This is a genomic window from Neobacillus sp. SRL179, assembly GCF_984799095.1.
Genome location: NZ_OZ481792.1, coordinates 1,885,808 through 1,911,291, shown reverse-complemented (window position 1 = coordinate 1,911,291; position 25,484 = coordinate 1,885,808). Strand labels below are relative to the sequence as shown.

Annotated in this window: 26 protein-coding genes; 4 read left to right on the top strand and 22 right to left on the bottom strand. The window is 38.8% G+C overall.

Annotated features, from left to right (window positions below; all coding sequences use genetic code 11):
- Positions 1-35: 35 nt before the first annotated feature.
- The 5 genes from AC4E8C_RS09425 to AC4E8C_RS09405 form a co-directional block, all read right to left on the bottom strand.
- Positions 36-1,136: an FAD-dependent oxidoreductase gene (locus tag AC4E8C_RS09425; protein ID WP_490211847.1), complete on the bottom strand. Its 1,101-nt coding sequence runs from the start codon at positions 1,134-1,136 to the stop codon at positions 36-38.
- A gap of 123 nt (positions 1,137-1,259) precedes the next feature.
- Positions 1,260-2,792 carry a M29 family metallopeptidase gene (locus tag AC4E8C_RS09420; RefSeq protein WP_490211846.1) on the bottom strand — a complete coding sequence of 511 codons (1,533 nt, stop codon included), beginning with the start codon at positions 2,790-2,792 and terminating at the stop codon, positions 1,260-1,262.
- 116 nt (positions 2,793-2,908) lie between these two features.
- The gene (locus AC4E8C_RS09415; protein ID WP_490211845.1) at positions 2,909-3,784 is read right to left on the bottom strand and encodes an ABC transporter permease; all 876 of its coding nucleotides are present in this window, start codon (positions 3,782-3,784) and stop codon (positions 2,909-2,911) included.
- A 12-nt stretch (positions 3,785-3,796) separates the two neighbouring features.
- Positions 3,797-4,582 carry an ABC transporter ATP-binding protein gene (locus AC4E8C_RS09410; protein WP_490211844.1) on the bottom strand — a complete coding sequence of 262 codons (786 nt, stop codon included), beginning with the start codon at positions 4,580-4,582 and terminating at the stop codon, positions 3,797-3,799.
- A gap of 33 nt (positions 4,583-4,615) precedes the next feature.
- Positions 4,616-5,674, bottom strand: a complete 1,059-nt coding sequence (locus tag AC4E8C_RS09405; protein ID WP_490211843.1) for an ABC transporter substrate-binding protein — start codon at positions 5,672-5,674, stop codon at positions 4,616-4,618.
- A 251-nt stretch (positions 5,675-5,925) separates the two neighbouring features.
- Between AC4E8C_RS09405 and AC4E8C_RS09400 the strand changes: the two genes are divergently transcribed.
- Together AC4E8C_RS09400 and AC4E8C_RS09395 are read left to right on the top strand one after the other, a co-directional pair.
- On the top strand, positions 5,926-6,846 hold the full coding sequence (locus tag AC4E8C_RS09400; protein ID WP_490211842.1) for a LysR family transcriptional regulator: 921 nt from the start codon (positions 5,926-5,928) through the stop codon (positions 6,844-6,846).
- 208 nt (positions 6,847-7,054) lie between these two features.
- Positions 7,055-7,816 (top strand): IclR family transcriptional regulator, encoded by a 762-nt coding sequence (locus tag AC4E8C_RS09395; protein ID WP_490211841.1) that lies wholly within the window; start codon positions 7,055-7,057, stop codon positions 7,814-7,816.
- 12 nt (positions 7,817-7,828) lie between these two features.
- On the opposite strand, the gene AC4E8C_RS09390 is transcribed toward AC4E8C_RS09395, so the two are convergent.
- From AC4E8C_RS09390 to AC4E8C_RS09375, 4 genes are all read right to left on the bottom strand, one after another.
- Positions 7,829-8,461, bottom strand: a complete 633-nt coding sequence (locus tag AC4E8C_RS09390) for a trimeric intracellular cation channel family protein (protein ID WP_490211840.1) — start codon at positions 8,459-8,461, stop codon at positions 7,829-7,831.
- Positions 8,462-8,524: 63 nt separating this feature from the next.
- The gene (locus AC4E8C_RS09385) at positions 8,525-9,712 is read right to left on the bottom strand and encodes an amidohydrolase (protein ID WP_490211839.1); all 1,188 of its coding nucleotides are present in this window, start codon (positions 9,710-9,712) and stop codon (positions 8,525-8,527) included.
- A 31-nt stretch (positions 9,713-9,743) separates the two neighbouring features.
- A complete protein-coding gene (locus AC4E8C_RS09380; RefSeq protein ID WP_490211838.1) occupies positions 9,744-11,174 on the bottom strand; it encodes an MFS transporter in 1,431 nt (476 codons plus the stop codon).
- Between the two features lie 355 nt (positions 11,175-11,529).
- Positions 11,530-12,300, bottom strand: a complete 771-nt coding sequence (locus AC4E8C_RS09375; RefSeq protein WP_490211837.1) for a L,D-transpeptidase family protein — start codon at positions 12,298-12,300, stop codon at positions 11,530-11,532.
- Positions 12,301-12,855: 555 nt separating this feature from the next.
- Here AC4E8C_RS09375 and AC4E8C_RS09370 point away from each other — a divergent pair.
- A complete protein-coding gene (locus AC4E8C_RS09370; RefSeq protein WP_490211836.1) occupies positions 12,856-13,209 on the top strand; it encodes a replicative helicase loader/inhibitor in 354 nt (117 codons plus the stop codon).
- 201 nt (positions 13,210-13,410) lie between these two features.
- On the opposite strand, the gene AC4E8C_RS09365 is transcribed toward AC4E8C_RS09370, so the two are convergent.
- The 6 genes from AC4E8C_RS09365 to AC4E8C_RS09340 all read right to left on the bottom strand — a co-directional run bounded on the left by AC4E8C_RS09365 (position 13,411) and on the right by AC4E8C_RS09340 (position 17,615).
- Positions 13,411-14,226: an STAS domain-containing protein gene (locus AC4E8C_RS09365; RefSeq protein ID WP_490212515.1), complete on the bottom strand. Its 816-nt coding sequence runs from the start codon at positions 14,224-14,226 to the stop codon at positions 13,411-13,413.
- Between the two features lie 85 nt (positions 14,227-14,311).
- Entirely contained in the window at positions 14,312-14,911 is a 600-nt protein-coding gene (locus tag AC4E8C_RS09360) for a PP2C family serine/threonine-protein phosphatase (protein ID WP_490212514.1), read from the bottom strand.
- Between the two features lie 89 nt (positions 14,912-15,000).
- Positions 15,001-16,005, bottom strand: coding sequence for a PP2C family protein-serine/threonine phosphatase (locus tag AC4E8C_RS09355; protein WP_490211835.1), 1,005 nt, complete (start codon positions 16,003-16,005; stop codon positions 15,001-15,003).
- Between the two features lie 2 nt (positions 16,006-16,007).
- On the bottom strand, positions 16,008-16,424 hold the full coding sequence (locus AC4E8C_RS09350; protein ID WP_490211834.1) for an anti-sigma regulatory factor: 417 nt from the start codon (positions 16,422-16,424) through the stop codon (positions 16,008-16,010).
- A 2-nt stretch (positions 16,425-16,426) separates the two neighbouring features.
- Complete coding sequence (locus AC4E8C_RS09345) at positions 16,427-16,789, bottom strand: STAS domain-containing protein (RefSeq protein ID WP_490211833.1); 363 nt, start codon at positions 16,787-16,789, stop codon at positions 16,427-16,429.
- Complete coding sequence (locus AC4E8C_RS09340) at positions 16,755-17,615, bottom strand: STAS domain-containing protein (RefSeq protein WP_490211832.1); 861 nt, start codon at positions 17,613-17,615, stop codon at positions 16,755-16,757. Before AC4E8C_RS09340 ends, AC4E8C_RS09345 begins: the two co-directional genes overlap by 35 nt.
- Positions 17,616-17,895: 280 nt before the next feature.
- Here AC4E8C_RS09340 and AC4E8C_RS09335 point away from each other — a divergent pair, with 280 nt between their 5' ends.
- Entirely contained in the window at positions 17,896-18,159 is a 264-nt protein-coding gene (locus tag AC4E8C_RS09335) for a DUF2188 domain-containing protein (RefSeq protein WP_490211831.1), read from the top strand.
- Positions 18,160-18,291: 132 nt separating this feature from the next.
- Here the strand turns inward: AC4E8C_RS09335 and AC4E8C_RS09330 are convergent, their stop codons facing one another.
- From AC4E8C_RS09330 to AC4E8C_RS09300, 7 genes are all read right to left on the bottom strand, one after another.
- Entirely contained in the window at positions 18,292-18,999 is a 708-nt protein-coding gene (locus AC4E8C_RS09330; protein WP_490211830.1) for a response regulator, read from the bottom strand.
- Entirely contained in the window at positions 18,962-20,590 is a 1,629-nt protein-coding gene (locus AC4E8C_RS09325; RefSeq protein ID WP_490211829.1) for an ATP-binding protein, read from the bottom strand. The genes AC4E8C_RS09330 and AC4E8C_RS09325 overlap by 38 nt, the downstream gene beginning before the upstream one ends.
- Before the next feature lie 72 nt (positions 20,591-20,662).
- Positions 20,663-22,189 carry a tripartite tricarboxylate transporter permease gene (locus AC4E8C_RS09320; RefSeq protein WP_490211828.1) on the bottom strand — a complete coding sequence of 509 codons (1,527 nt, stop codon included), beginning with the start codon at positions 22,187-22,189 and terminating at the stop codon, positions 20,663-20,665.
- A gap of 28 nt (positions 22,190-22,217) precedes the next feature.
- On the bottom strand, positions 22,218-22,670 hold the full coding sequence (locus AC4E8C_RS09315) for a tripartite tricarboxylate transporter TctB family protein (protein ID WP_490211827.1): 453 nt from the start codon (positions 22,668-22,670) through the stop codon (positions 22,218-22,220).
- A 60-nt stretch (positions 22,671-22,730) separates the two neighbouring features.
- The gene (locus AC4E8C_RS09310) at positions 22,731-23,759 is read right to left on the bottom strand and encodes a Bug family tripartite tricarboxylate transporter substrate binding protein (RefSeq protein ID WP_490211826.1); all 1,029 of its coding nucleotides are present in this window, start codon (positions 23,757-23,759) and stop codon (positions 22,731-22,733) included.
- A gap of 255 nt (positions 23,760-24,014) precedes the next feature.
- On the bottom strand, positions 24,015-24,395 hold the full coding sequence (locus AC4E8C_RS09305) for a VOC family protein (RefSeq protein WP_490211825.1): 381 nt from the start codon (positions 24,393-24,395) through the stop codon (positions 24,015-24,017).
- A 98-nt stretch (positions 24,396-24,493) separates the two neighbouring features.
- Positions 24,494-25,402, bottom strand: coding sequence for a VOC family protein (locus AC4E8C_RS09300; RefSeq protein ID WP_490211824.1), 909 nt, complete (start codon positions 25,400-25,402; stop codon positions 24,494-24,496).
- Positions 25,403-25,484: the final 82 nt, after the last annotated feature.

The window sequence follows — 25,484 nt, the reverse complement described above, 5'->3', positions numbered from 1 at the left end:
ATTCGGCTGATGTTTTTACCCTTTAAAGGGACAGCCTAAAGCTTCTTCGCAGCATCCTTTTCAAGAAATGCTGGATCCTCATCTTGTGTTGGTGCCATCCGAGATAATTCTTGATATCTATCAGTCACTGGTTTTCTTCGTGCCTGATATTTTTGTAAGGCTTTCGGAATGGAATCCGCTTCACTTAAAGTCTCCGCCAAAACACCTGCATCTTGTATTGCACTATTAGCACCTTGCCCTGTATGATGCTGCATGGCATGTGCTGCGTCGCCTAGGAGCGTTATACAGTCTGAATGCCACCGGTCTATCGGGTCTATATCATATATAGCTCGGCACGTGTACTCGTTTACACATTCTGCTGTCTTTTGGATAGCCGCATCAAAGTTTTGCAGGTGTTTTAAGATATCTTCTTTCTCTACCTTTGGTCTCCATGATGTATCTTGAGATAATAAAGTAACATCAAAGGAAACTTCATTTCGATTGTGCAGCGGTAATACATATATTTGCGTACTGCCATCTACGAAAACTTTAAAGGCGTTATCAGGAACTAAATCAAAAGCCTCTTTGTTATTCACTACTGCTCGATAGGCATGAGTTCCGGAATAAATAGGCAATTTTTCGCTAAATAACTGCGAACGTATCGTAGAACGGATTCCATCTGCTCCAATAACTAAATCTGCTTCAATCGAATGACCATTCTCAAAATGAATTTCAGCATAATCCCCATGATCAATGATTGATTCCAACCTGTGACTTAAATGGATCGTGTCGGGTGGTAATTGATTCAGAAACGTTTCAATTAAGTCTGCACGATGTATTAATCTGGCCCATGTTTCATCGGGATTATCAGTTAAAAGAGGCCATTTTTCATTCACGATGACATGCCCATCGGCTGTTACCACTTGCATTAGTTCACTTTTCAAACTCTTACTCTCAATTTCTTTTAAAATGCCCCATTTTTCGAAAAAGTGCACAGATGGCGGACGCATTCCAACACCCGCACCAACTTCTTTTATCACTGGGGCTTGCTCATAAAGGTCCGCCCGAACACCTATACGCCGTAATGCAACTGCAGCTGCGGCACCCCCAATACCACCTCCAATAATAGCCACTCTTAATGCCGATTTTGTTTTCACAAATTTTCCCCCTCTTTTTCTGAAAGTCTTGTCATTTTAATAGATTAATATTTATTTAATTAGGTAAAATTGGGCAGCTTTTATAAAAGCTACCCCATAATCATTCCTAATTTATTTTATTTTTTAAAAATGATGCCCACCGCATGAACATGAATCATGAGAACTAGGAACCTTCCACAGTGGATTATTACAATACTTTGGATCCGCTCCTACCATACTCATAAACATCGGATGATAGTTTTCACAAATATTTAATTCGGAAAGAACCCATTTTTCAGGATCATTGGCATAGTGCTTCCAGTAGTCTCCTGTCATGTTTAGACCTGGAACGGCCGGAATCCATGATTCAGCTAATAATAAATCTGGGTCGCCGTATTTAGCGGCAATTTTGCGAATGTCTGGATCATCTAATCCCAATAGGTGTCCATCCTTTATAAGGGTTTCCGTTCCTCCGCCAATCATTTCGCATGTTACTGTTGGAAAATACAGATGGACATGCCAATGACCAACCGGCAATCCCATTTTAGCTGCTTCACGTTCAGCAGCGCTTGAAATAATCGTTCCAAAACCGATATGAATAACCCCGCTGCGCATCCGCTCATAAAGGCAGTTTAACCAGCCAGTAAGAAAGCCTTTTCTTGGACGGTGAATATGTGGATTCGTACCAATTGAAGCCTCCCACCAGCGGAAAAGTCCTTTATCCGGAAAACCAGGATACTGCAGGTGATCTGTTTCAGCTTTTAATTTACGAAGTTTTTCCCCAAATTCTCCCCCTTCATGGATTTCCGTTATCTTCCCATTATCCACCTTCATCCCTATCCAAGGAACGGGTCCGATATGGTTTGTTGTTCCTGCGATATAACCCGTTGCGTCTTCTTTAGGAAGATACAACCATGGCCGCCCTAATACATGGCCTGGAAGGTTTGTTCTTCCAAATTCCTCATTCCCCGCCCAAAATCTAGTGACCAAATCAGGATTTAAAAACTCTCGTTTGGAATCCCAATACTCATCATGATTGGTATAACTTAAATCTGTCCCCTCAGGATCTTTAATATGAATCCTGCGGGCATTGCGGATTCGATCCCATGTCCATTTATCAAGCGCTTCAATAATTTCATAAGGAATCGTATGAGCTGGGGAGGCAGTTAGTTCAGGGGTGATGAAAGGCATCCGTTGAATTTTTACGCTTGCTGCCCTTAAAACTGGACCACCATATCCCCAAAGGATTTTATCGTACGTCCCATCCTTTTCTAATTGCTCCCATTCGTCCATCCATTCAGCCAATTCTTTCGTACGAGCTAAATAATATTCAACCTCATTATGGCCCTTCCATCTAATAATAGGCCCTTTATCCACATACTTTACTTCATATTTTGTATTGTACTTTTCTAAGATCAGCTTACATGCATCTATTACCATTGGATCATGCCAGTTATCAACTCTAAGGAGCACTCGTTCACCTGGCTGCAAGTCCCAGCCCGCATGCAACCCATGGTTATAAGGTCGTTTGGCTACTGCATCTAAATAAGGTATCAATTCCTCCGCACTTTTAATATCAACCATCGGCGGACACCGCGGTGTTTGTTTTTCAATTAATGGCGGACTTGTAAAGGATGGTTTTTTTGGTAATGTACTAATTTCTTCTTTTTGAGTCATGTATATCGCTCCTTTTCAATAAAATAGGATGTTTCAATAACATAATATTAATAATTTTCTAATAATTAGTAAAATATATATTTCATTGCGTATTTATATTTATTGCATATAAATTATTATTCGACTCGATGCTTCATTAAACGGGATTCAATCCACTTAACCGAGCTTGTAATTAAAATCCCCATAATAATAATGACAATGATCCCTACAAATACCCGGTCCACATTAAAATTGGCTGATGACTGGGCTACAAAATAGCCAATTCCTCCGGTTGAAACAAACATCTCAGCAGCAATAACGCCAACGAGGGATTGACCTATTCCCACACGGAGTCCCGAGACAATCTGTGGCAAGGATCCAGGTAAAGCAACAGTGATAAAGGTTTGAATAGCGGATGCCCCAAAACATTTGGAAACCCTTGTTAAATTTGGATCCAAGTTTCGAACTCCTGTCATGGTATTTAAGATAATTGGAAATACTCCAGCTAAAAATACAAGCAGGACTTTACTTGAAAAACCTACCCCTACCCAAAGAGTGATTAATGGTAATAATACAATCCGGGGCGTACCTAGCATGGCCGTCAAAAATGGATCGAAAGCCTTTCCCAATGGTTTATACCACCCCGTTATCAGCCCCACCACAATTCCAGTAATAGCGGCTAAACCAAATCCAACAGAGAAATTACCAAGTGTAAAGAGGAGGTTCTCTGTCAACAAGCCGCTCCGAAATAATTCATACCCCACAATGACAATTTTAGAAGGAGAACTCATGAATATTGGGTTTATGACACCTGTTTGATAAAGTGCCTCCCAAATAGCCAGAACAAGAATAACCGTAATGGCTCCGAGATACTTGATGAAAAAGTTTGCAAAAGTTTTTTGCTTCCTTTTACTAGTTTTATTTTCTGTAACGACTAAGCTTGCTTTTTGGCTATTATGGTGATTGGGATTATACGATTGATCTTCCTTAACCTTTACACTATTCATCATCATTTCCCCTCCTCATTAAACGATTTCCTTCTCTTTCTCTTTAACAATTAGTCCCCATATATACTTTTCATATTCCATAAACTCAGGACTTCTTTTAAGTTCTAGCGGGCGGGGCCGTGGAAGGTCAATCTTCACCTCTTCACAAATAGTCCCCGGTCTTGCCGTCATGACAATCACTTTGTCCGCTAAGTAAACAGACTCGGCAATATCATGGGTCACAAAAATAATCGTTTGGTTGGTTGCATTCCAAATACGTAACAGTTCCAATTGCATAAATTCTCTCGTTTGAGCATCTAATGCTCCGAATGGTTCATCTAAAAGCATAAGACTTGGTTCGATAGCCAAAGCTCTAGCCACATTCACCCGCTGCTGCATACCGCCAGATAACTGGTTGGGATAATGGTTTTCAAACGACTCCAAACCAACTAACTTTAATAATTCTCTGCCTTTAGATAGGCGATCTTGTTTTTGGACACCGGCCAATTCCAAACCATAAATGACATTATCAAGTGCTGTCCTCCAAGGGAAAAGGGAGGCCTGTTGAAAGACTACTCCACGGTCCCTTCCAGCCCCTTTTATTGGCTTGCCATTTAAATAGATGGTTCCACCACTTATCTCCTGAAAGCCCGCAATGGCACCCAGCATAGTTGATTTTCCACAGCCGCTGGGACCAACAATACAGACAAATTCCTTTTCATTGACTGTCATATTAAAATCCTTTACGGCAATAATCTCATTGCCGTTTTTAAGTGGGTAACTAATTGAAACTTGATTGGAATGGAGTTTTGCTACTGCAGTCATCTGTTGCCCTCCTCATTTTGTATTAGTGGGGATTTATTTTTTGTATAAGCTCTCAATAAAACCAGACTCGTCTAATTTCTTGACTATACTCATATCTACAATGTCTGATGGTTTCATTTTTCTAACTTCCTCATTGTTTGAGTTATCTAAGAAAAATTGTGCAGATTTATCAGAGACATACGGCTTTTTCGGAATCGTATCAACATTGACATCATACGTTTTTTCAGCCAGCTTCGGATCGTCAATCCCTGTCCATTTGGAAATAGTCTTAATCGTTTCCTCTTTATTGTTAAGTATGAATGCGTTCGCCTCAATTAGTGAAGCAACAAGAATTTCTGCCAACTTCGGATTCTTGTTATAAAAGTCTTTCTTCATTCCAATCCCCGAGCTCAAGACCTCTTTTTGTTTAAAATCATAAATTTGCGGATAACCCATATCATCCATTTTAAAAGACGTTGGAGGCGCAACGACATAGAATGCACCGTCACCTTTTATAAAGGCACCAGTCCGGTCACCTTCTCCAGTCATATAAATAAGTTTTGTATCCTTTTTAGGGGTTAATCCATTATCAGCGATAAATGATTGTGTTAAATAATCATAAAGTGATCCCTCTGCGCCGGTAATAATGGTTTTCCCTTTCAAGGCTTTCGCAAGATCTTTTTTATCAGTACCCTTTTGTCCGTATACGTACATCGCATTTCGGTCTGCTACAGCAGCTATAATAACTGAATCAATTCCGGCAGCTTTTGCCTTTCCTACAGGGTCAATACCAGTTAACCCCACTTCAATACCGCCTGCATTTAAGGTTTCTTGAACTTTAGGTGTTCCAGCGATATAAATCAATTCGGCATCCACACCATATTTCTCAAAAATCCCCTTATCCTTTGCAACCCATAGAGGCAGCATGGATGCCCCCTGTGTTGGATAGCCAAACTTAATTTTCACAGGCTTTTCCAATGGTTTAGGGGCATTTTCAGTTTTAGGAGCCGACGTCGTTTTAGTTGTTTGGCTTGATGCTTCGTCTGATCCACAACCAGTTAAAAAGATACTAAAAACAACTAACAAGGTTAACAGGCATTTCATTTTTCTCATATTACACCTCTTTTAAAGTTTTTTAGGTTAGAGAAATCGCTTACAAAAGAATGACTACTAGTGTCTACTAAATTCCTTTATAACAATTTCCGGGCTAACCCTATTTACAAGTTTAATATAGTATTAAATTTAACATATTGCAAAAATTCTGAAAAATATCTATTTTATACACTATTTAGATGTTAAAAATATAAATAAACCTATACAATGGTAGATAATAGATAAATTCCATTTGAAAGGAAGATCAAATAATGGATATTCGGCACTTGAAATATTTCATTGCCATTGTAGAAGAAGGGAAAATTTCACAAGCTGCCAAACGCCTAAACATGGCTCAGCCCCCATTAAGTCAACAACTAAAGCAATTAGAAAGTGAATTAGGAGTTACTTTGTTTGAGCGACATACCAGAAAACTAATTATTACCGAAGAAGGAATGCTCGTTTATAAACGTGCTAAGGAAATAATAGAATTAATTACAGGTATGACAGAAGAAGTGACAGAACTATCCCAGGGGACAAAAGGGACATTATCGATCGGAACCATTGCCTCACTTGGAGCACAACTTTTGCCGAAGAGAATTCGTGATTTTCAAGTTCACTATCCAGATGTTCAATTTCAAGTATGGGAAGGTGATCCTAATCGGATTATGGAATTAGTCGAAAATAGGATTATAGAACTAGGAATTGTTAGGTTTCCGATTGATAGCAACATTTTTGATATGATTCATTTACCTAATGAACCTATTGTTGTTGTGATGAGTAGAAAATGGTATAGTGACAGCGATAAACCTTATATTAATCTTTCAGAACTTGAGGGAAAGCCATTGATGTTACTGCGTAGACAGCAAGGTACTTCAATGTATAACCAAGATATCTATACGGTAGATGTTGTTAAAACAGCTTGCTTGAACGCCGGGTTTGAACCGAAGATTATTTGTGAAAGCAGTGATATCATGACACTGTTAACTTGGGCTGATCATGATATTGGAATTGCTGTAGTCCCCATATCTGCAATGAACCTTATCCCGAATACACAGCTTATTTTTAAAGAAATTAAACGCCCTTCTATCATGGCGCGGCCGCCAGCATTAATCTGGTTGAAGGGACGGTATCTTTCTTCTATTTCACGAAAATTCATGGAATATTTTACTATTGATCATTCAGCCACATAACTAACATTGATTATTTTGGACGAATAAGTCCATTATAGGCATTAAGAAGACTGATAATGTAACCAAGGTGCAAAAAAGGAGGCCATTCTAAATATAGAATGGCCCCCTTCCCTTTTAAATGAACGGTTTGACACATAAGAACCGTCCCCCTTTACCAAAATTCATAGAGCTATGCTAATATAGGGATAGGGTTTATAGGAGGATGAATATGGAAGAGATAAAAAAAGGTACAACCATCCAATCATTACAAATTGGAATGGGAATTATAGATATGATTGCAAAACAGGGAAGGCCGTTAAAGTTTACTGATATCCAAGACTTAACACAGATTACAAAAAGTAATCTTTATAAATATTTAAATACCTTTACACAATTAGGAATCCTGTATCGTAACAAGGAAACAGGTGAATATGTATTGGGAAGTAAGTTAATTGAATATGGGATGGCTGCCGTAGATCAAGAAAATATTATTGACCGGATTTCCTCTTATCTGCATGAGATAAATGTAAAAAGTACGAGTACTGTTCTATTTTCTAGTTGGACCCAGAACGGTCCCATGATCGTGAAAGATGTTAAAACTAATCGGGGATTTAATATCGGCGCTCAAATAGGCACCCTGCTTCCGATTCGGTCTGCATCAGGGAAGGTGTTTATGGCCTTCATGGATGAACAAATCATTCATGATTGGAAGGAAAAAGAATTTAGTCAAATTTCCCAGGCAGAAGTCAGCCAGCTGGAAGATGAATGTAGATTTGTGAGGGAGAAAGGCATTGCCTTTGCAAGGGAGCCACTTGTTTCGTCCGTCTCCTCTGTATCCTTTCCCGTCTTTAACTATAAGAAAGAACTCCTTGGTACCGTAACGGTTGTAGGCTTTTCGGAGTTAATCCCTACAAATGAGAATGTTGAACTCAGTCAGTATTTAATTCAAATTAGTAAAGAAATTTCAGGCAGTTTCGGGTATAGAGAATAAGAATAGCGGGGGTCACTTCCCCCGCCTTGAGGCAGTTTCTCCATTATCCCCCTTAAAATACTTTGGTAATCTCCAATTAAAGATCACCGAAAGCATCCTTAATAGTACAATTAGAATTAATAAAAGGGTTATTCCAAATGGTCCATGCAGCCAATCAAGGCCAATAATAAGGCCCGTTAATAGCCCCCAGGCAGCGTAAACTTCTGACCGAAAAATCATTGGTTTTCTTCCGGCTAAAATATCCCGTACCATCCCCCCGCCAGCTCCGGTTAAGGTAGCTGCAAGCATAATTGCCCCTAGCGGTGCTCCACTTTGTAAGGCATACCTCGCACCCTGAATGGCAAATGCCGCTAAACCAATTGCATCAAAAAATGTTCCCCACCTATTCCAGAATTTCAGAATGAACGATGGCAATAAAAAAACAATCAGAATGACAAAAAATGCAATATTAAATAAATGGGCTTGAGTCCAAAAAGTCTTAATTGGGATTCCAATTAACAAGTTGCGGACCGCACCGCCACCAAATGCTGTTGTTAATCCCAAGACAAAAATACCAAAGATATCATAATCTTCTTCCATTGCAATAACGGCACCACTTATAGCGAAGGCGATGGTTCCAATAACGCTTAGCACTTCCCATGTCAAAACCTTCACCCCATTTCCACAAAAAATAAGGGTTGTCTCATATAAGACATACCCTAACTTAATCTAATCTAAATCAAAATAACCGCAAACAACATAACCAACTGCCTTTGCTGCCACAAGGAGAGCATCTTCATCGATGTCGAATTTAGGATTATGATTGAAATAAGGCTTTTCCACGCCCTTAGGTGTACAACCGATAAAGAAGAAGCATGAAGGGAATTTTTCAGCATAATAAGCAAAGTCTTCGGATGGCGGCATAGCTGGCCACTCTTCTACTTTTGTAATATCTTGATCATTTGCACTCTTTAGGAATTGAGAAACTTTCTCTGTTAATTCCGGATTGTTATAAAGTGGTGGATAATCATTTTCGTAAGTTAGATCACATGTTACACCAAATTCCACTTCTAGTCCTTTTACAAGACGCTCCACTTCTTTTTCAATGGTTGCTTTTGTTTCAACTGTCATATAACGAATATCGCCTTCAAGCTCTACGCTGTCTTTAATGACATTAAATGTTCCTTTACCATCAAAAGAACCAATCGTAATGACCCCAATATCAAATGGACTTAATCGGCGGCTAATAATCGTTTGAGCCGCTGTAACAAAATGAGCACCAGCTACAATGGCATCATTCGCTAGATGCGGTGAGGATCCATGCCCGCCTGTGCCCTGTATTTTTAATTTCATATAAGCCCTGCCGTTAAAGGAATATCCAGCGTGATACCCAACTACCCCAGCTGGTCCCATTGGCAATAAATGAATACCAAAAACATTATCTAAATCGTCAAGCAAGCCGGATTCTACAATACTCTTTGCTCCACCTGGAGGAACTTCTTCCGCATGTTGATGAATAATTTTTATTGTACCTGGAATATCATCTTTTAATTGAATGAGACAATCTGCTAAGACTAACAAATAGGCGGTATGACCATCATGCCCACACCCATGAAAAACGCCTTCATTTTTTGATTTAAATGGTAAATCTGTTTCTTCGACAATTGGGAGCGCATCAAAATCAGCACGCAATCCTATGATTTTACCTTGCTTGCCACCTTTAATGGTCACGATAATTCCGTTTCCATTCCCTACCTTGGTTTGAACTTCTACGTCCTTGCCTTTATAAAAATCAATGATATATTGTGCTGTCTTTTCTTCTTTAAAAGAAAGCTCTGGATTTTCGTGTAAATGCCTGCGGATTGCAATCATTTCATCCTTACGGGATTCCAGCATATCTATTAATTTACTTTTCATTATTTCTCCACCCTCTCTTTATTCTTGCTCATTATTCTGTAATCGGATTCCGGTTGCTGCCCACAAGTGATTTTTTGGTAACCTTAGTTGTTTTACCAGCATCTCCCGGCACCATAAAGATAATCGATAAAATGGAAAGTATTCCGAAGATAACATTTACAATAATTCCTACAGAAGCCGCTGCTTCTAGATTTCCGATTGCTGCCATTGCCCCATAAACTGCTGCAGAAATCGCAACGCCGAAGGCACTGCCAAGTGAGCTTGCCATTTTATAAACCCCAGCTGCTTCACCGACTTTGTCAGCAGGAGCATTAGATACAGATGTATCAGTCGATGGAGTGGCATATATGCCAAGTCCAAGACCAAATAGGGCAAATCCTATGAAGACGACGATTGTATATGTAAGGTCAGGTAAGAAGGTTAAGCCCATCATGGCTACACCTACTGTCGTAATGAGAGCACCCCAAATCATAGGTGATTTGGCACCAACTCTTTGTAAAATTTTCTCTCCGACACGAATCATTGCAAGTACTGCAACTAAGTAACCCAGTGATAACATACCTGATTGAAATGAATTAAATCCACGACCTACTTGTACATACGTATTGGCTACCACTAGTGTACCAGCAATTGCATTCAGCAAGAAATTGGACATTGTTGCACCCGTATAGGGCTTATTTTTAAATACACCAAAATCAATCAGTACGATCTCTTTACTTTTCTCAACTTTAATGAAAGCAATTAAACCAATGATTGTGACAATGAGTAAACCGATTGTAAGTGGACTTGTCCACCCTAAATCTGAACCGTAATTAATAAAAACATTCAATGCAATCATGGTAATGATAAAAATAATTAAGCCTGTGTAATCGAATTTAAAAACACCTGTAGATTTTTGTTTACTTTCGGGGGTAGCTTTTAGTAAAAACATACCAACAAGAGCAAAAATGATAGAAAAAATGAAAATCCATCTCCAACCCAAGTATGTTGCGATTGCACCACCGGCGAAGGAAGCAATTCCTGATCCACCCCATGAACCGATGGACCAGAAACTAAGTGCACGCTGACGTTCTTTCCCTTCAAAGTACGCTTTCATTAAGGCAATGGTTGAGGGCATAATGCATGCTGCTGAAAGTCCTTGAATAACACGACCAATAATTAACAATGCAGACCCTTGAGCTATAACTAGACAAAATGATCCAATTATACTTAAGATAAACCCAATATTAGCCATTCTTTTACGTCCGATTTTATCGGCAAGTCCACCAGCTGCAACGATAAACATTCCTGAGAATAAAGCCGTTAAACTAATGGCTATGTTCACTGTTCCAAGTGAAATACCCAAATCTTTTTGAACAGCTGGCACCACATTGACCATTGCTTGTGCAAATAGCCAGAATGTAATAACACCAAACACAATCCCTACGATCATTTTATCTGTACCCTTATAAGTTGATTCCATAACGAAAAACCTCCTGATCATTCAAAATACTTCGATTAATAATGTTCCCAGTCTTGGAAAAACTATAATAATAAAGGGCCGTATATAAACTGTTGAAACTTCGATACGGGAGAGCTTTCAAATCTTTTACAAAGGGTAGAGTCTTTTTCCAGGAAAGTATGCATAACCAACAAAAAAGTCCTTCCTAAAAATAAAAAAAGCCATTGAGGACTCATCGCTACAATGGCTTTTTCAAATAATTACTTTTCTAGAATCCAAAAAATGAACAGCATTAATAATTAAATAGGAAGAAAGTGACCTGCCATAACCAATGGTTTCGCCATATCTAGTTGGTGAATTAATGTTTACTTATCAATTAGAATCCGAGTGCTTTCTTCGTTGCCGTTCCCACAATACCATCTGCGGTTAATCGTTTAGCTTTTTGATATTGCCGGACAGCACTTTCTGTGCCAGGTCCAAAAATCCCATCAATCCCATTCGTACTATAGCCAAGGGAAGTCAGCTTGCGTTGAAGCTCTTGAACTTCAGTCCCGTGGCTGCCCCTTTTAAGGATCTGACTATCGGTATTAACAGAAACTACTGGTATACTATTATCCCCTTTTCCTTTATACCCATTAGCAGCTGCAATAACGTCAAAGGATTTCGACGAGGTTGTGATGATCACGGGCGTATTAATTGGCACCTGATTAAATAGCCACTCCACTTGATCATCATACATCCGAATACAGCCGCTGCTTACATATTTGCCAATAGAGCTAGGATTGTTGTTTCCATGAATCGCATAGGTGGTTCCCCATGTACCACGAGCATTCAGTCCAAGCCATCTATTTCCAAGAGGATTTCGGGGATCCCCTCCTGGAATTTTCCCTTTATAATATGGCCGATTCACAATTTTATTAACAATCTTAAACTTTCCCTCTGGTGTTAACGATTGGCTCCTTCCAGTGCCTACTTTAAATTTTTTGATTAACACACCGTTGTTATAGTAGGCCAGTTGATTATTTGCCTTGTTAATGATAATTAATTTTCCACCAGCAGCCGCTGCAGAACTTTTGGGCACATTTACAATAAAACTAGTCAACAAGAGAAGGGTTACCACGAAGAAAGCAAACCATTTTCTTGCCATTTACATCCCTCCATTATGACGTTTAAATGAGTAATCCGTGTATCTTATGCGCAGGGAGGTTTTCCCCATTACTAATTTACTAACAATATGACGGAAACGAGGGAGAAGTTCTCATTCTTTACTGTTATAAATAAACCCCTCTTTCAATCTATTTTTTCTTGTTCTTTTGGTTCGTTTTTTTGGAATTATTGTTTTTACTATTGTTATTCTTTTGAGCTGCGGAGTTTTGTTTGTTTTTGTTCGATTTATTCGCCAATATCATCACCCTCTAAATTTGAAATGGATAGTTCTTTTTACTTATTATAGATTATTCAGCATTAGAAAATAGGACAATGAAAAACGCAGCGATGAAGCGCCTTTTTATGTTATAAGAGTTTTTAAGTTTCATAGAAAATACGGGTGAAAATTTTACGGGACTTGGTATTGCGAAAAGGTCATAAAGGCGATAATAGAGAGAATGAACCAAAATAAGAAAAAGCCAAAGAAGGAATTCATGTTTGAACGAGTGGAACGACTGATTTAGGAAGGTAAAATTGTGTTCTTGGAGGAAAGACAATGACGAAAGAAGAGGTAGTCAAGCTATTAATATTAATTGAATCCGTTTACTCCAACTGCATATTGAAGGATGAAACAGTTCAGCAATGGTTCAAATTTTGTTCGGAAATGGATTATGAGAAGGTGATGACAAAGCTGAAACACCACATTAGAAAAAGTCCTTTTCCTCCAGCGATTGCCGACATTGCCTTATTCCCTTTTGAAGAAAATGATTTTCCAGCACCACTGCAAAAATGGATGAGGGAAGGACATGAAAGAATGGAATGCGAATGGGATCCTGCCAAACGAAATCGACTACTACCTAAATGGCTTGCTGAATATTCAACAAGAAAGCCTGCTAAAGCACAAAATTAGGGCAAGGAATATGTTGCCTTCTCATCATTATCATAGCGTGTAAAAAAAGAATAACCGTACAATCGTTGGCAAATTGTACGGTTATATATGAAAAAAAGATTTGAATAAACAGGACTGTGTGGGAATCAACTCCTGCTGTCCTGCCCTAGGATTAAGTTCTCTTACAATTATGATCCGTATCATTTAAGGAATATGTAGAGATTACCCAAAATAACTATTTAATGTTTGCTGCAAAGTGGCTTTTGTTTCTGCAAAACTAGTAAGATCAATTCCTAAATGCACCATTTTTCTAACAAGTTCTGGCCGTAACCCTGTAATGATAGGTTTAGCCCCCATTAACGTTAAACCAATCAACACTTTTTGAAAATGAGATATGGTTATTTCGTCCATGTCAGAAATTCCTGATAAGTCGATAATGAGTGTTTGAATCCTTAACTTAGATATTTCTGTTAATGCTTTTTCTTCAATAATATTCATTCGATACGAATCAAAAGTACCAATCAACGGCAAGACCGCTACCGTTTGGCTGACAGGGATAATCGGTACAGAGAGATGTTCGACTAATTTCCTTTGGGAAAGGATTAATTCATCTTTATATTGTGAATAGCTAAGGAAAAACGAATTGAGGAACTCATCGATTCCATCATTAACCTTTAGCTCCAAATCGTAAAAATCAGCAGCAAAATTAATATTCTCATGGATTTCATCATAAAGTCTGATAAAATGCCATAGAGCACGTCTGATGGCATGGACCCATTCTACTTTGAACGCTAGTGTTAACGAATGCCTTGCCCATGCAATTCCTTCCTCTTTAGCAAAAGCAATGAGTTCATCTTTTTTATTTTCCACTACATAAACAACTAACCGTTGTGCATTTTTTAATAAATCTATATTACCTTCTCTTAAAATACCTTCAATATTAGAGGCAACATTAACAGCCTCCGATAATAGTTTATTCTGAAATTCTTCCTTATTCTTGGTAATATATTCCGAAATACTTTTAGCATCATAGACCATTTCCAATTTTATTCCTCCTAAGACATTACAAAGGGACTTCTATCTTAATACCCATACCCGTTTTTTTGAATAAATAAACATTCTTTTAGGATAGTTGACCGACAATATAGGTCAAGTCGTCTTTTCCTGTTCTCGCAAAAGTCTCTAAATGGTTGGCCATCTCTTCAATTGAGCATGAAGAACTTACCACTGATTTAATACTGGGAATCGCAAGACCGTCCGTATGAATAATAAATTTTGATCCCTCTTCATAAGAAAACGTTTCGCAACGGTATTTTTGGGGTTTTCCAGATAAATAACCTAGGATAGGAAGTGGATAAATAAACCGACCTGAGGGGCAAGAGAGAACAAATTGAATATTTCCCACCGAGCTATAGGTGAATGTCTTTTGTAAAAAAAAGACCTTTAAAATCGAAATCGTTGCCCCCCGTTTATTCTTGAGAACCTGGTTGCAACGGTTGATTAATACCTCAACCTCTTTATGATGATTTTTTTCCACTTCTTCACGAATCGCGTTTGAGGAATGATAGGCATGCTCCCCACTCCCTAAACCATCGGCTACCGCACAAATAAAGTAATCTTCTGTTACCTTCATAAAATAACTATCCCCGTTAAAAACGTTACCCTCTTTTGGAATTTGATAGGCAATTGCCTGAATGTGTTGGTTCAGGTCAAGTTCAAGCATTTTTTTACCTTGCATTTTACCAAGTGCCTTTCATAAATTATTGTTTGCTTTTCATGTGTCTCATCAAAAACTACCCTATTAAGATAGTTTTAAACTCTTTTTAATATGATTAGCGTAAAATCATCCCTTATCTCAAAATTCTGCAGTCTTTCGATATCACGATATATGTTTTCGACCATTTCTTGTGCGGATAAATGCATATAGGTTTGAATTAAATCGGTAATGACCGACCGTTCAATAAACCCTTTTTCCGTCCTGGATTCAGTTACACCGTCCGATAGCAAAACAATGAGATCTCCAGGTTCCACCTTTTTTTCATATTGCTCATATGTACTATTTTGTTCTACACCCAACACGATCCCTCTAGTTTTAAGATCTTCAAAAGAGTGAGATGAAGAATGATAATAGAATCCTTGTTCATGTCCAGCTGCAGCATATGTAAATGAATGCTCAATAACATTATAAATTCCATAAAACATGGTGATAAACATACTAGAATCCACATTATTTTCTACAACTCTATTTAAATTTGTTAACACATCGGTCGGATTTATTCTCGACATTGGTAAACTATCCATAGCATACTTAATCATCGACATACAAAGTGCCGCAGGTATTCCTTTACCAATTACATCCGCTATAGCAATACTAATACTTTTTTCATCCTGAACAAAGCGGTAAAAATCTCCATTGATCTTTTTTGCGGGTATACTAATGGCGCCAATCTCTACTTCATCCAGCTTCGGAATAGGCGTTTCTAATAAATTTTCTTGGATCCCAGCAGCAATTTCAATTTCCGTTTTAATTTCAAATTGCTTGTTCCTCAAGCTTTGATGCTCTTGATAGGCCAAGCCATAATTCATCATAAATTCGATCAAGAAATCAAACGAAGCTAAAATCTCCTCTTTAATATCGGGAAATAGCTCCTTTAAGACTTTGCAATGGATACTAATAATTTCTTCAGGGGATATTTGCTGTTTAATGGATTTTCTGCTAAACATTTGTGCTTGATACAGTGCTGCTTCGGAAGATTCTTCTATATACCGTCGAAGTATTTCCCGATAACTTGATTCTAAAATTTGTTTGAAATCCATTATTAACCAACCCTCCTATCTCGAAGCCATTTTATTGTACAAATGGTTGTCCCTTCCCCAAGTGTTGTGGTCAGATCAAATTCATCCATTAACCGTTTTACACCGGGCAAACCGGCACCTAAACCGCCAGAAGTCGAAAAACCATCCTCCATCACTTGTCTAATATCTTGAATCCCCGGCCCATTATCAACAGCTGTTATTTTTAACCCTCTTTTTTCAAAATCATTAATTGGCTCAAAATGAATCTCGCCCTGACCGGCATATAAATATATATTACGTGCTAACTCAGAAATGGCAGTGGTGATTCTTGCTTGGTCAACTGTTCCAAAACCCAGTTCCTTGGCAATGTTTCTTCCTAATTGCCTCGCTGCAACGATATCCCATTCTGATAATATTCTTACAAAGGATTCGGTCTCCATACTTAATCCCCCAATTCCCTTTGTAGTGTTTCTAACCCCTTTTCTAGATCTAATGCTGTAAGGACATCTTGGAGGTGAATTCCGAGTTCAACCAATGTAATTGCTACAGCTGGTTGAATACCAGTTAAAACCACTTTTACACCCATCAATTTAGCCATACTAATGACATCACCTAGAACCTTAGCAATAAACGAATCAATCATATCGACAGACGTTAAATCAATCACAACACCTCTAGCACCGGTTTCATGAATTCTTTGAAGCAATAATTCCTGAAATTCTAATGCCGTTTTATCATCAAGCTCCCACTGAATCGAAACAAATAGATAGTTATATAATTTTAGAATGGGTATTCTTGTAGTCATTTTCTTCCTCCATTGATACAATCTTTCGATTTGTCATTTCAAATGCAGCCATAATTCCCTCTTGTAAACTACCTTTTGTCATAACCCGATTTAGATTAATTCCTAAATTAACAATGGTTTGAGCGATCTCGGGCCTAATCCCCACAATTAAGCATTTTGCCCCCACTAACCTTACAGCTTCAGCGGCTTGCATAATATAATGGGCCACCATTGTATCCACTACAGGGACCCCTGTTATATCAATTAAAACAACGTGTGATCTATATTTCACAACACCGTTTAGCAAATTTTCCATGATACTTTTAGCTCTTTCTGTATCAATGGTTCCAATAAGAGGCATGACGGATATATCCTCAAAAATAGGAATAAGGGGTGCAGATAATTCTTCAAGAGCAATTTTTTGTAGTGAGATGGTCTTTTGCCAAGAAGCAGCAAATTGACTTAATAATTGGTTGTTAATTGGACTAATCCACTTATCGTAATCCCAGACAAATTCCATTTTCTTTTTTTCTGAGTCTTTTTTAGTTATTTGGAAAAAAACAATTTTACCAAATTCGGTTAAACCGTCCATTATAAAAGTTAATGACCACCCTAAATCTATTAATTTTTGAGTGAAATCGCTTATTTTGATACTCACTTTTTCCTCGTTGTTATAGTAATAAATCAATAGATTGATATATTCATTACAAATATTGAGGTACCTTTGGTTTGGAAGTAAAGTTGAAACATTTTTTCCATCTAAAGTGTTAAGTTTATCAAACCACTCATGGACCAGATGCTCCCTGTTTTTTTGGATATATTCAAGAATATAATTAGACTCTTCCATTTTTGGATGCCTCCTTTACAATAATTATTACGCTTTTCCTATTATACCAATAATACACATACTAACAAAAGTGTGTGCTCAAGTAGGCTCAGTATTAAAAACTATTACTATTATCAAAATGTCGTTATTCTATTAAGTTACCATATTTGGACTGTCTTTAGTATCTCTTCATACTTTTGCTTATTGGGAAAAATCGGTATAACCATTGGTTGATATGTTTTTAATTTCGCCAAGCGGGTAAACGAATAGTAAAAGATTACAGAAAATTGGAGGTAAACTGATGGCAAATAAAAGTGAACAAAATGACCGTGATCAATTTTTTCAAGAACGCGCAGGGACCGATCATGCAAGGTTCCATGTCGTTCCATATGAAGAGGAGAATTGGGCAGTGAAGGTAGAGGGAGAAGACGAACCCGCCTACACAAGTGATACAAAAAGTGAGGCTATAAAAGAAGCGAAACAGAGGGCAAAGGAAGCCAAAACGATGGCATATATCCATGATGATGACGGTAAAATTGAACAACAGCATAATTACATGGAATGAAATAACCTGACAAGTTAGTAAGTAATATGGTAAAATGAATTTCCTTGGCAGGGGCATCAAAATAGTATGAAGAAGCAGGGAATTTGGGGCATTTCCCGAATTCCCTGCTTCTTCAAAATCTGTTATAAAAGTCTATGTCCTAATAATGTAAACCCGTTCCGGTCGGCCAACAGTTCCATACGACAAATCCGCATCAATCTTTTCCTCGGAAACAAGATGCTCCAGATAGCGTCTTGCTGTGGTCCTGCTTACCCCAATTTCTTTGGCCACTATTTCAGCAGTTAATCCTGGGACTACATTTCCAAGGACATCCATTACTTTATCGAGTGTTAACGGGTCAATTCCTTTCGGGAGGTAAGGTTTAGGAGTCCCGCTGCCGTCAATTTCTTTTCGTAAAAGCTTGTCTACTTGCTGCTGAGTAACATAAACATTTTCTTTTCCGAATTCTACTAATCTTGTGTGGAACTCTTGATATCTTTGCAGTGATTGCTTGAACCGTTCAAAAACGACGGGCTTAATAATATAATCAAATACCCCAATACTGATTGCTTCTTGAACACTTTGAATCTCTTTTGCCGCCGTAATCATGATTACATCCATTTGTTTTTCTTGCTGTTTTGCCTCCTTCAGCAAGTCTAATCCGTTCATATCAGGGAAATACATATCCAGCAAGAGAAGGTCTGGCTGCAATAATTCAATGTAAGTCTTTGCCTCCCGATAGCTTGCGGCAATACCGACCGTCTGAAAACCTTCAATTTGTTCAATAAACCGTTTTTGTATTTCGGCAATCCTTAAATCATCTTCAATAATTAACACTTCGATATCCTGTTTCATCTTCATGCAATATACCCCCTACTTTCGGTATTGCTATCGTAAAAATCGTTCCTTCCCCTGAATTTGATGAAAATGTAATCAAACCATTTAAATCGTCTATTGATTTTTTAACTAGGTTCAACCCAATTCCCGCATTGGTCTGATGGTTTTTTGTTGAAAAGCCTGCCTTGAAAATCTCTTCGTTTGCTGTCGTTTCGATTCCGTTTCCATTATCTTCTACCTCAATAATCAAGTCTTTTCCTAAGTCCGTTAAAAAGAGGGAAACTCTTTTTTCTTCTTTTTCATTATCCCTAACTGCCTCAAAAGCATTGTTGATAATATTTCCAATTATCGTTACAAGCGAATCTCGATTAATTCCTGCAGGTATATCCCGGAAGCTGCTCTCCCGATCTATAGTAAAATTAATTTTCAGCTCACTTGCTAAACTGACCTTGCCTAAAATAAATCCCGCTATGATAGGGTCAGGTATTTCCTTCATTAAAAATTCAATGAACCCCTGAGCTAAATCGACTTCCTTGGAGATAAAATCGATTGCGTCTTTATAAGATCCTAACTGAATCAAGCCTAAGAGTGTATAAAGACGATTAGAATATTCATGTGTCTGCGCCCTCAGTCCCTCCGCATAGGCTTTGATGTGTGACAATTCCTTCAGAAGACTAGTAAGCTCAGATTTATTTCGGAAACTCACCACTGCCCCTATTACTTCTTTCTTATTATTAAAAATAGGGATTTTATTTGCCAGGTACACATCACCAAAAATCATAAATTCCCGATCATACTCGGCTTGACCCGTTCTAACTACCTCTAGAAGCTGCGTATTTGCAATGAAATCATCAATTCTTTTCCCACGCAGCAGAATCTCATTCGGCACCTGAAGAATTTTATGAGCTGTATCATTAACCACCGTCATTCGTCCCTCTGTATCAATTGCAATAATTCCTTCATGAATCGATTCAAGAATAGCGTGTTTCTCTTGGTACATCCAGGCAATCTCCTTAGGTTCAAGTCCGAACATCGCCCTTTTAATATTCAAAGTAATTAATAGGGCAGAAAGCAAACCAGCTACTAAAACAATGAAAGTAACAATAAAGACTTTTTGCCTGACCCTTGAAACTTCTTTTTGAATATCTGTCTGTAGATAACCGACAGAGACGACGCCAATTACCTTTCCATCGCTAGTAAAGATTGGCGCTTTCCCTCTCAATGAGGGCCCGAGTGTTCCGGTGGATTCTGAAATAACTGCTTTACCTTTAAAAGCCTGTCCGTTATCACCGCCAACCATCTTTTGACCGAGGCGTTTTGGATTAGGATGGGAATAGCGAATTTCGTTTCGATTTCCAACTACAATAAATTCAGCTCCCACCTGTTTACGAATACTTTCTGCAATGGGCTGAATGATTGACGCAGGGTTCTCCTCTAAAAAAGCATCTTGAATGGTAGGCATATTGGAAATGGTTTGGGCAACAGATAAGGCCTTCGTACCAATTTCATGTTTAAGGTTGGATTCGATAATATTTTTAAAAGTTAACTCAAAAGAAATACCTATCAATATGATGAGAATAAAAATTCCAAGCATTAATTTTGTATGTAAACGCATGCAGTCACCCCTACTTCTATAATAGTAAAAAAAACCCCTTATAAAAAGGAGTTTTTGAAAAATTAAAAATTTTTAACCTTCAACATTGATCACGACTCGTTTTCCTCTGCTTTTCAACACGAGTGGAACAATTAACCACAAAAGGGTGATTAATAGAAATGCCAGCGAAATGGGACGTGTGACAAAAATACTATAATCTCCATTTGAAATAGTAAGGGCACGGCGCAAATTATTTTCCACCATCGGTCCCAAAACAAGTCCTAGCACAAGCGGGGCAATCGGATAATCGTTTTTGCTTAAAAAGTAACCCAATACACCACATGCAAGTAACAGCAAAAGATCGTACATCGAAACCTGAACTGCATATACCCCAAAAATAGAGATAGCAATAATCATAGGAATTAAGAATTGCTTCGGTGTTTGAATAATTTTTGCAAAAACTTTAACGAGCGGGAGATTGAGAATTAGCAGCATGATGTTGCCGATAAACATACTGGCAATTAATCCCCATGCTACTTGCGGATGATCTTCAAATAATAACGGGCCCGGCTGGACATTATACATCATCAAAGCACCCATTAAAATCGCGGTTGTACCAGATCCAGGTATTCCCAACGTTAATAATGGAATCATGGCTCCACCGGATGCGGCATTATTAGCTGATTCCGGTGCTGCTACCCCTGCAATGGTTCCAGTTCCGAATTTTGAGGGATTTTTTGAAATCTTTTTTTCGAGAATATAAGAAAAGAAGGATGCCAGCGTTGCTCCCGCACCGGGTAAAATCCCGATGAAAAAACCTAGAAGGGACCCACGGGCGATTGGTCCTGCGGATTCCTTAAACTCTTCCTTTGAAGGCAGTAAATTGTTGATTCTTGCCACTTCGCCGTCTTCCTCTTCCTTTTCCAAAATCGTCTTGAATACTTCACCAAGGGCAAACAAGCCAACAGCAATGGTTAAAAATTCTAATCCCTGAAAGAGCCATGGGACTTCGAAGGTGAATCGGGCAATACCGGAAACACTGTCAATGCCAATGGTTCCAAGCAATAAACCGCAAACAGTCATAATCAACGCTTTTGTTACTGATTTTCCTGCTAGTCCACTGACGGCACCCAGTCCTAATAGCATGAGTGAGAAATATTCTGCAGGACCAAATTTTAGAGCCACATTGGATAAGGGTTTGGCTAAAATGATGAGGGCAAGGATGGTGACAACACCACCTACAAATGAGCCAATCGCTGCAATGGATAGTGCACTCCCCGCTCTCCCCTTTTTCGCCATCTGATAACCATCCAATGTCGTCACCACAGACGAGGATTCCCCCGGTGTATTTAATAGAATGGAGGTAGTTGAACCGCCGTACATGGCTCCATAGTAAACACCCGCCAGCAAAATGATCGCGCTGGTCGCTGCTTGTTCAGGAGGAAGCCCCCCCGTTATTGAAGCCGTTACGGGAATAAGCAAAGCGACACCGCTCATCGGACCAATCCCTGGAAGTACTCCAACAGCAGTCCCAATTAAGACCCCGACAAAGGCAAAGATTAAATTATACCAAATAAGTGCTGTCCCAAAACCGTTAAATAAATAGTCAAGTGTACTCATTTTTCGTCCTCCTTTCGATTAGACTTGATTAAAACCAAATTGGCCAGTCTGGAAGTGTGCCTTTTAGCACTTCAACATATAAGTAATAAACGCCCCCCGAAAATAAAGCGGAAATGATCAAGGATTTCAGGATATTGGCACGTTCCATAGTCTGAAAGCAAACAAGCAGAAAAAGAAAGGTAGTAATCACATAGCCAATAGTCTCCAGGGTCAAAATATAAATCAGGGTTGCCGCAAAGATGATTAAAAATGGCTTGTACTCCAATTTTTCTTTCTTCCCTCTTGGTCCACGTGTTAAAAATGTTTCCCAAAATAAGCGAATGCTCAACAATACCAAAATGATTCCTAAAATTAACGGAAAGATATCGGGTCCAACGACACTTCCATACGAGGAACTTGAGATATGCTTGGAGCCGATAATGAACAGGATCCCAACTGCTAAAAACACTACCGATGCAATACGATCAAATTTAATGTCCATTCAGTTTCCTCCTTAGAAAAATAAATGAAGGAAGGAGAATTTTGCTCCTTCCTCCCTTTTTTACTTCTGCATGCCCAATGCAGTTAATAATTGCTGGACTTGTTTATCCTGCTCGCCTAAAAACTTTTTGAAATCCTCACTGTTTTTATATTCTAGTTCCCAACCCTGTGTTTCGACTTCTTTTTTCCATTCTGGAGATTGTACTAGCTTATCGATGGTTTTACCCCAATATGTTTTTGCTTCCTTAGACATTTTTTCAGGTCCAAATACTCCGCGCCAAATGGTGAACTCTGCATCAATTCCTTGTTCTTTTGCTGTAGGAACATCCTTAAAATCACCTGATAAACGCTCTGTTGCCGTAATTGCTAACACACGGATCTTACCAGCTTTTAAAAATTCCTTTACACTGGAGGCATCTGTACCGATGACATCAGCATTTCCTCCCAGCAATGCTGTTATGGCTTCTCCACCGCCGTCGTAGGAAACATATTTTATTTTGGTGGGATCGACTCCGTATTTATAGGCTGGAAGAATTGAAATCAAATGGTCCATTGAACCTGGTGCAGATCCCCCTGCAAAGGTAAGTTTGGTCGGATCCTTCTTCACTTCTTCTAATACAGATTTTAAATCTTTAAATGTTGAATCCGCTTTGACAACAATCGCACCGTAATCCTTTGTCAGCTGTGCTAATGGTGTTGTATTTTTGTATCCGTAGGGGCTGTTTCCTTCTTTTTTCAGATTGTTGATGACAATCGGCGGTGAATTAACGAAAAGCATATCGTTATTAGCGGCATGCTGTGTTGCGTACTCTGCCATAAATACGGCACCGCCTCCGCCCGGTTTATTTTCAACCGTTAAAGGCTGACTGACAAGTTTCGTTTCAGCGAGTACCTTTGTAAATGAACGGGCTGTTAAATCCCACCCTCCACCTGCACCTGATGGGGCAACAACGGTGATGGCTTTGGTTGGATAGCCTGTCGCTTCCTCTTTTTTGCCGGTACTTGCTGTTTCTTTACTACTGCATGCCCCTAAACTTAATGCCAATGCCCCAGCACATACCACTGCTGAAAGTTTTTTCACTGAAAACATTTCTTTTCCCCCTTTGTGAACTTTTTGTAAACGTTTTCTTAATTTTACAAAGAATTTGAAATTTTCATATATTGTGCATTTAAACAGCATTAAAAACTTTGCATCCATTTTGTTCATAAAGTTCACGGGTTATAATAAGGCGGTAACCCCTGTCAACTTCGTATTCCGAACATACAAAATGGAGCTGCCCAGCAGTATGAGCAGCTCCACTAAAAAAATATGTATTTGAATTCTCTAAAATTCCCTTACCACATATTAGACAGTCAATTCTAATAGATTGCCTTCTGGGTCTTCTATCACACTCTCATAATAGCCGTCCCCAGTAACACGAGGCCCATTAACAAGGCGGTACCCATCATTTTGCAGGCGAGCTGTCATTTGGTTGACAGACTCCCTGCTTCCTAGAGAAATGGCAATATGAGCCCAGCCAATCTGATCATCCTGATTTGGCTTATCTATGCCAGACTTACACATAATCTCTAAACGTGCCCCCCCGGCAAACGTAAGAAAATACGATTGAAATTGCTTATCTTTATTATGATACTTGGAGTTGGCGGTCCCATTAAAGTACGTTTCATAAAACTTCTTCATTGCTTCTATGTCTTTGACCCAGACGGCCACATGCTCAATTTTCATTTCAATGTCACTCCTCACATGTTCAGTTAAAGACAAAGGATTCTACAAAACCAAGAGTTATTCAACAAATAATGAGAAGGATTCTACAATTGTTCTCATTACCCCTTATATGCTTTCTGTAATTCCACAAGATCAAATTTCTTCATTTTAAGAAATGCTTTCGTTACGCGGGCAAGTTGCTCAGGTGTCCCCTTGCTCATCATCTCGTTCATCTCACTAGGCACAATCTGCCAGGATACACCAAACTTATCTTTTAGCCAGCCACATTGCTCTGATGCAGGAACCGCAGAGAGTTTTTCCCAATAGTAATCAATCTCTTCTTGTGTGTCGCAGTAAACCATAAAGGAGATTGCCTCGTTAAACCGGAATTTATGATCGTGCGCACTATCCATTGCGGAAAACCACTGATTATCTAAACTGAAATCCGAGAACATGATGGTTCCTTCTTTTTCAGGTTCCATCCCTTTAGGATAGCGCACGATTAGTCCTTGCTTGGAGTTCTTAAAAATGGATAAATAAAAACTAATCGCCGCTTCCGCGTTACCGTATTGATCACCGACAAACAAAAGGGATGGCACGATTGCAGGCCGCTCTTCACCTTCTGGATTAGTTAGCATTAGCTGCCATGACACACCATACTTATCTTGAATCCAGCCAAACCTTTCACTGAATGGATATTTATCAAGTGGCATTAAAACTATCCCACCGTCAGACAAATGATTCCAAACCTCATTTATTTTTTCACTTGCGTCCTTTTCCCGTGATGGATCAAAATTAACAATGAAAGAGACCGACGGATTGATTTTGAAATACGGGCCTGCGCTAATGGCCATAAATTTCTGCCCCCACAGCTCAAATGTGACCATTCTAGAGTCGCCTGAAGGTGTGTCATGGATAGTTGTTCTATCTGTAATTTTCGAGTCTGGGAACACGGTTACGTAAAACTCGGCTGCTTCCCTTGCCTCCTTGTCAAACCATAAATGCGGAACGATTTTTTGCTCTGCCATCGTTATTCCTCCTTAATTTTCTGATCATGTTTATAAGACAAGAATGGACCAAAATTCCAGTCAAGATACTCTAGCAAGTTGT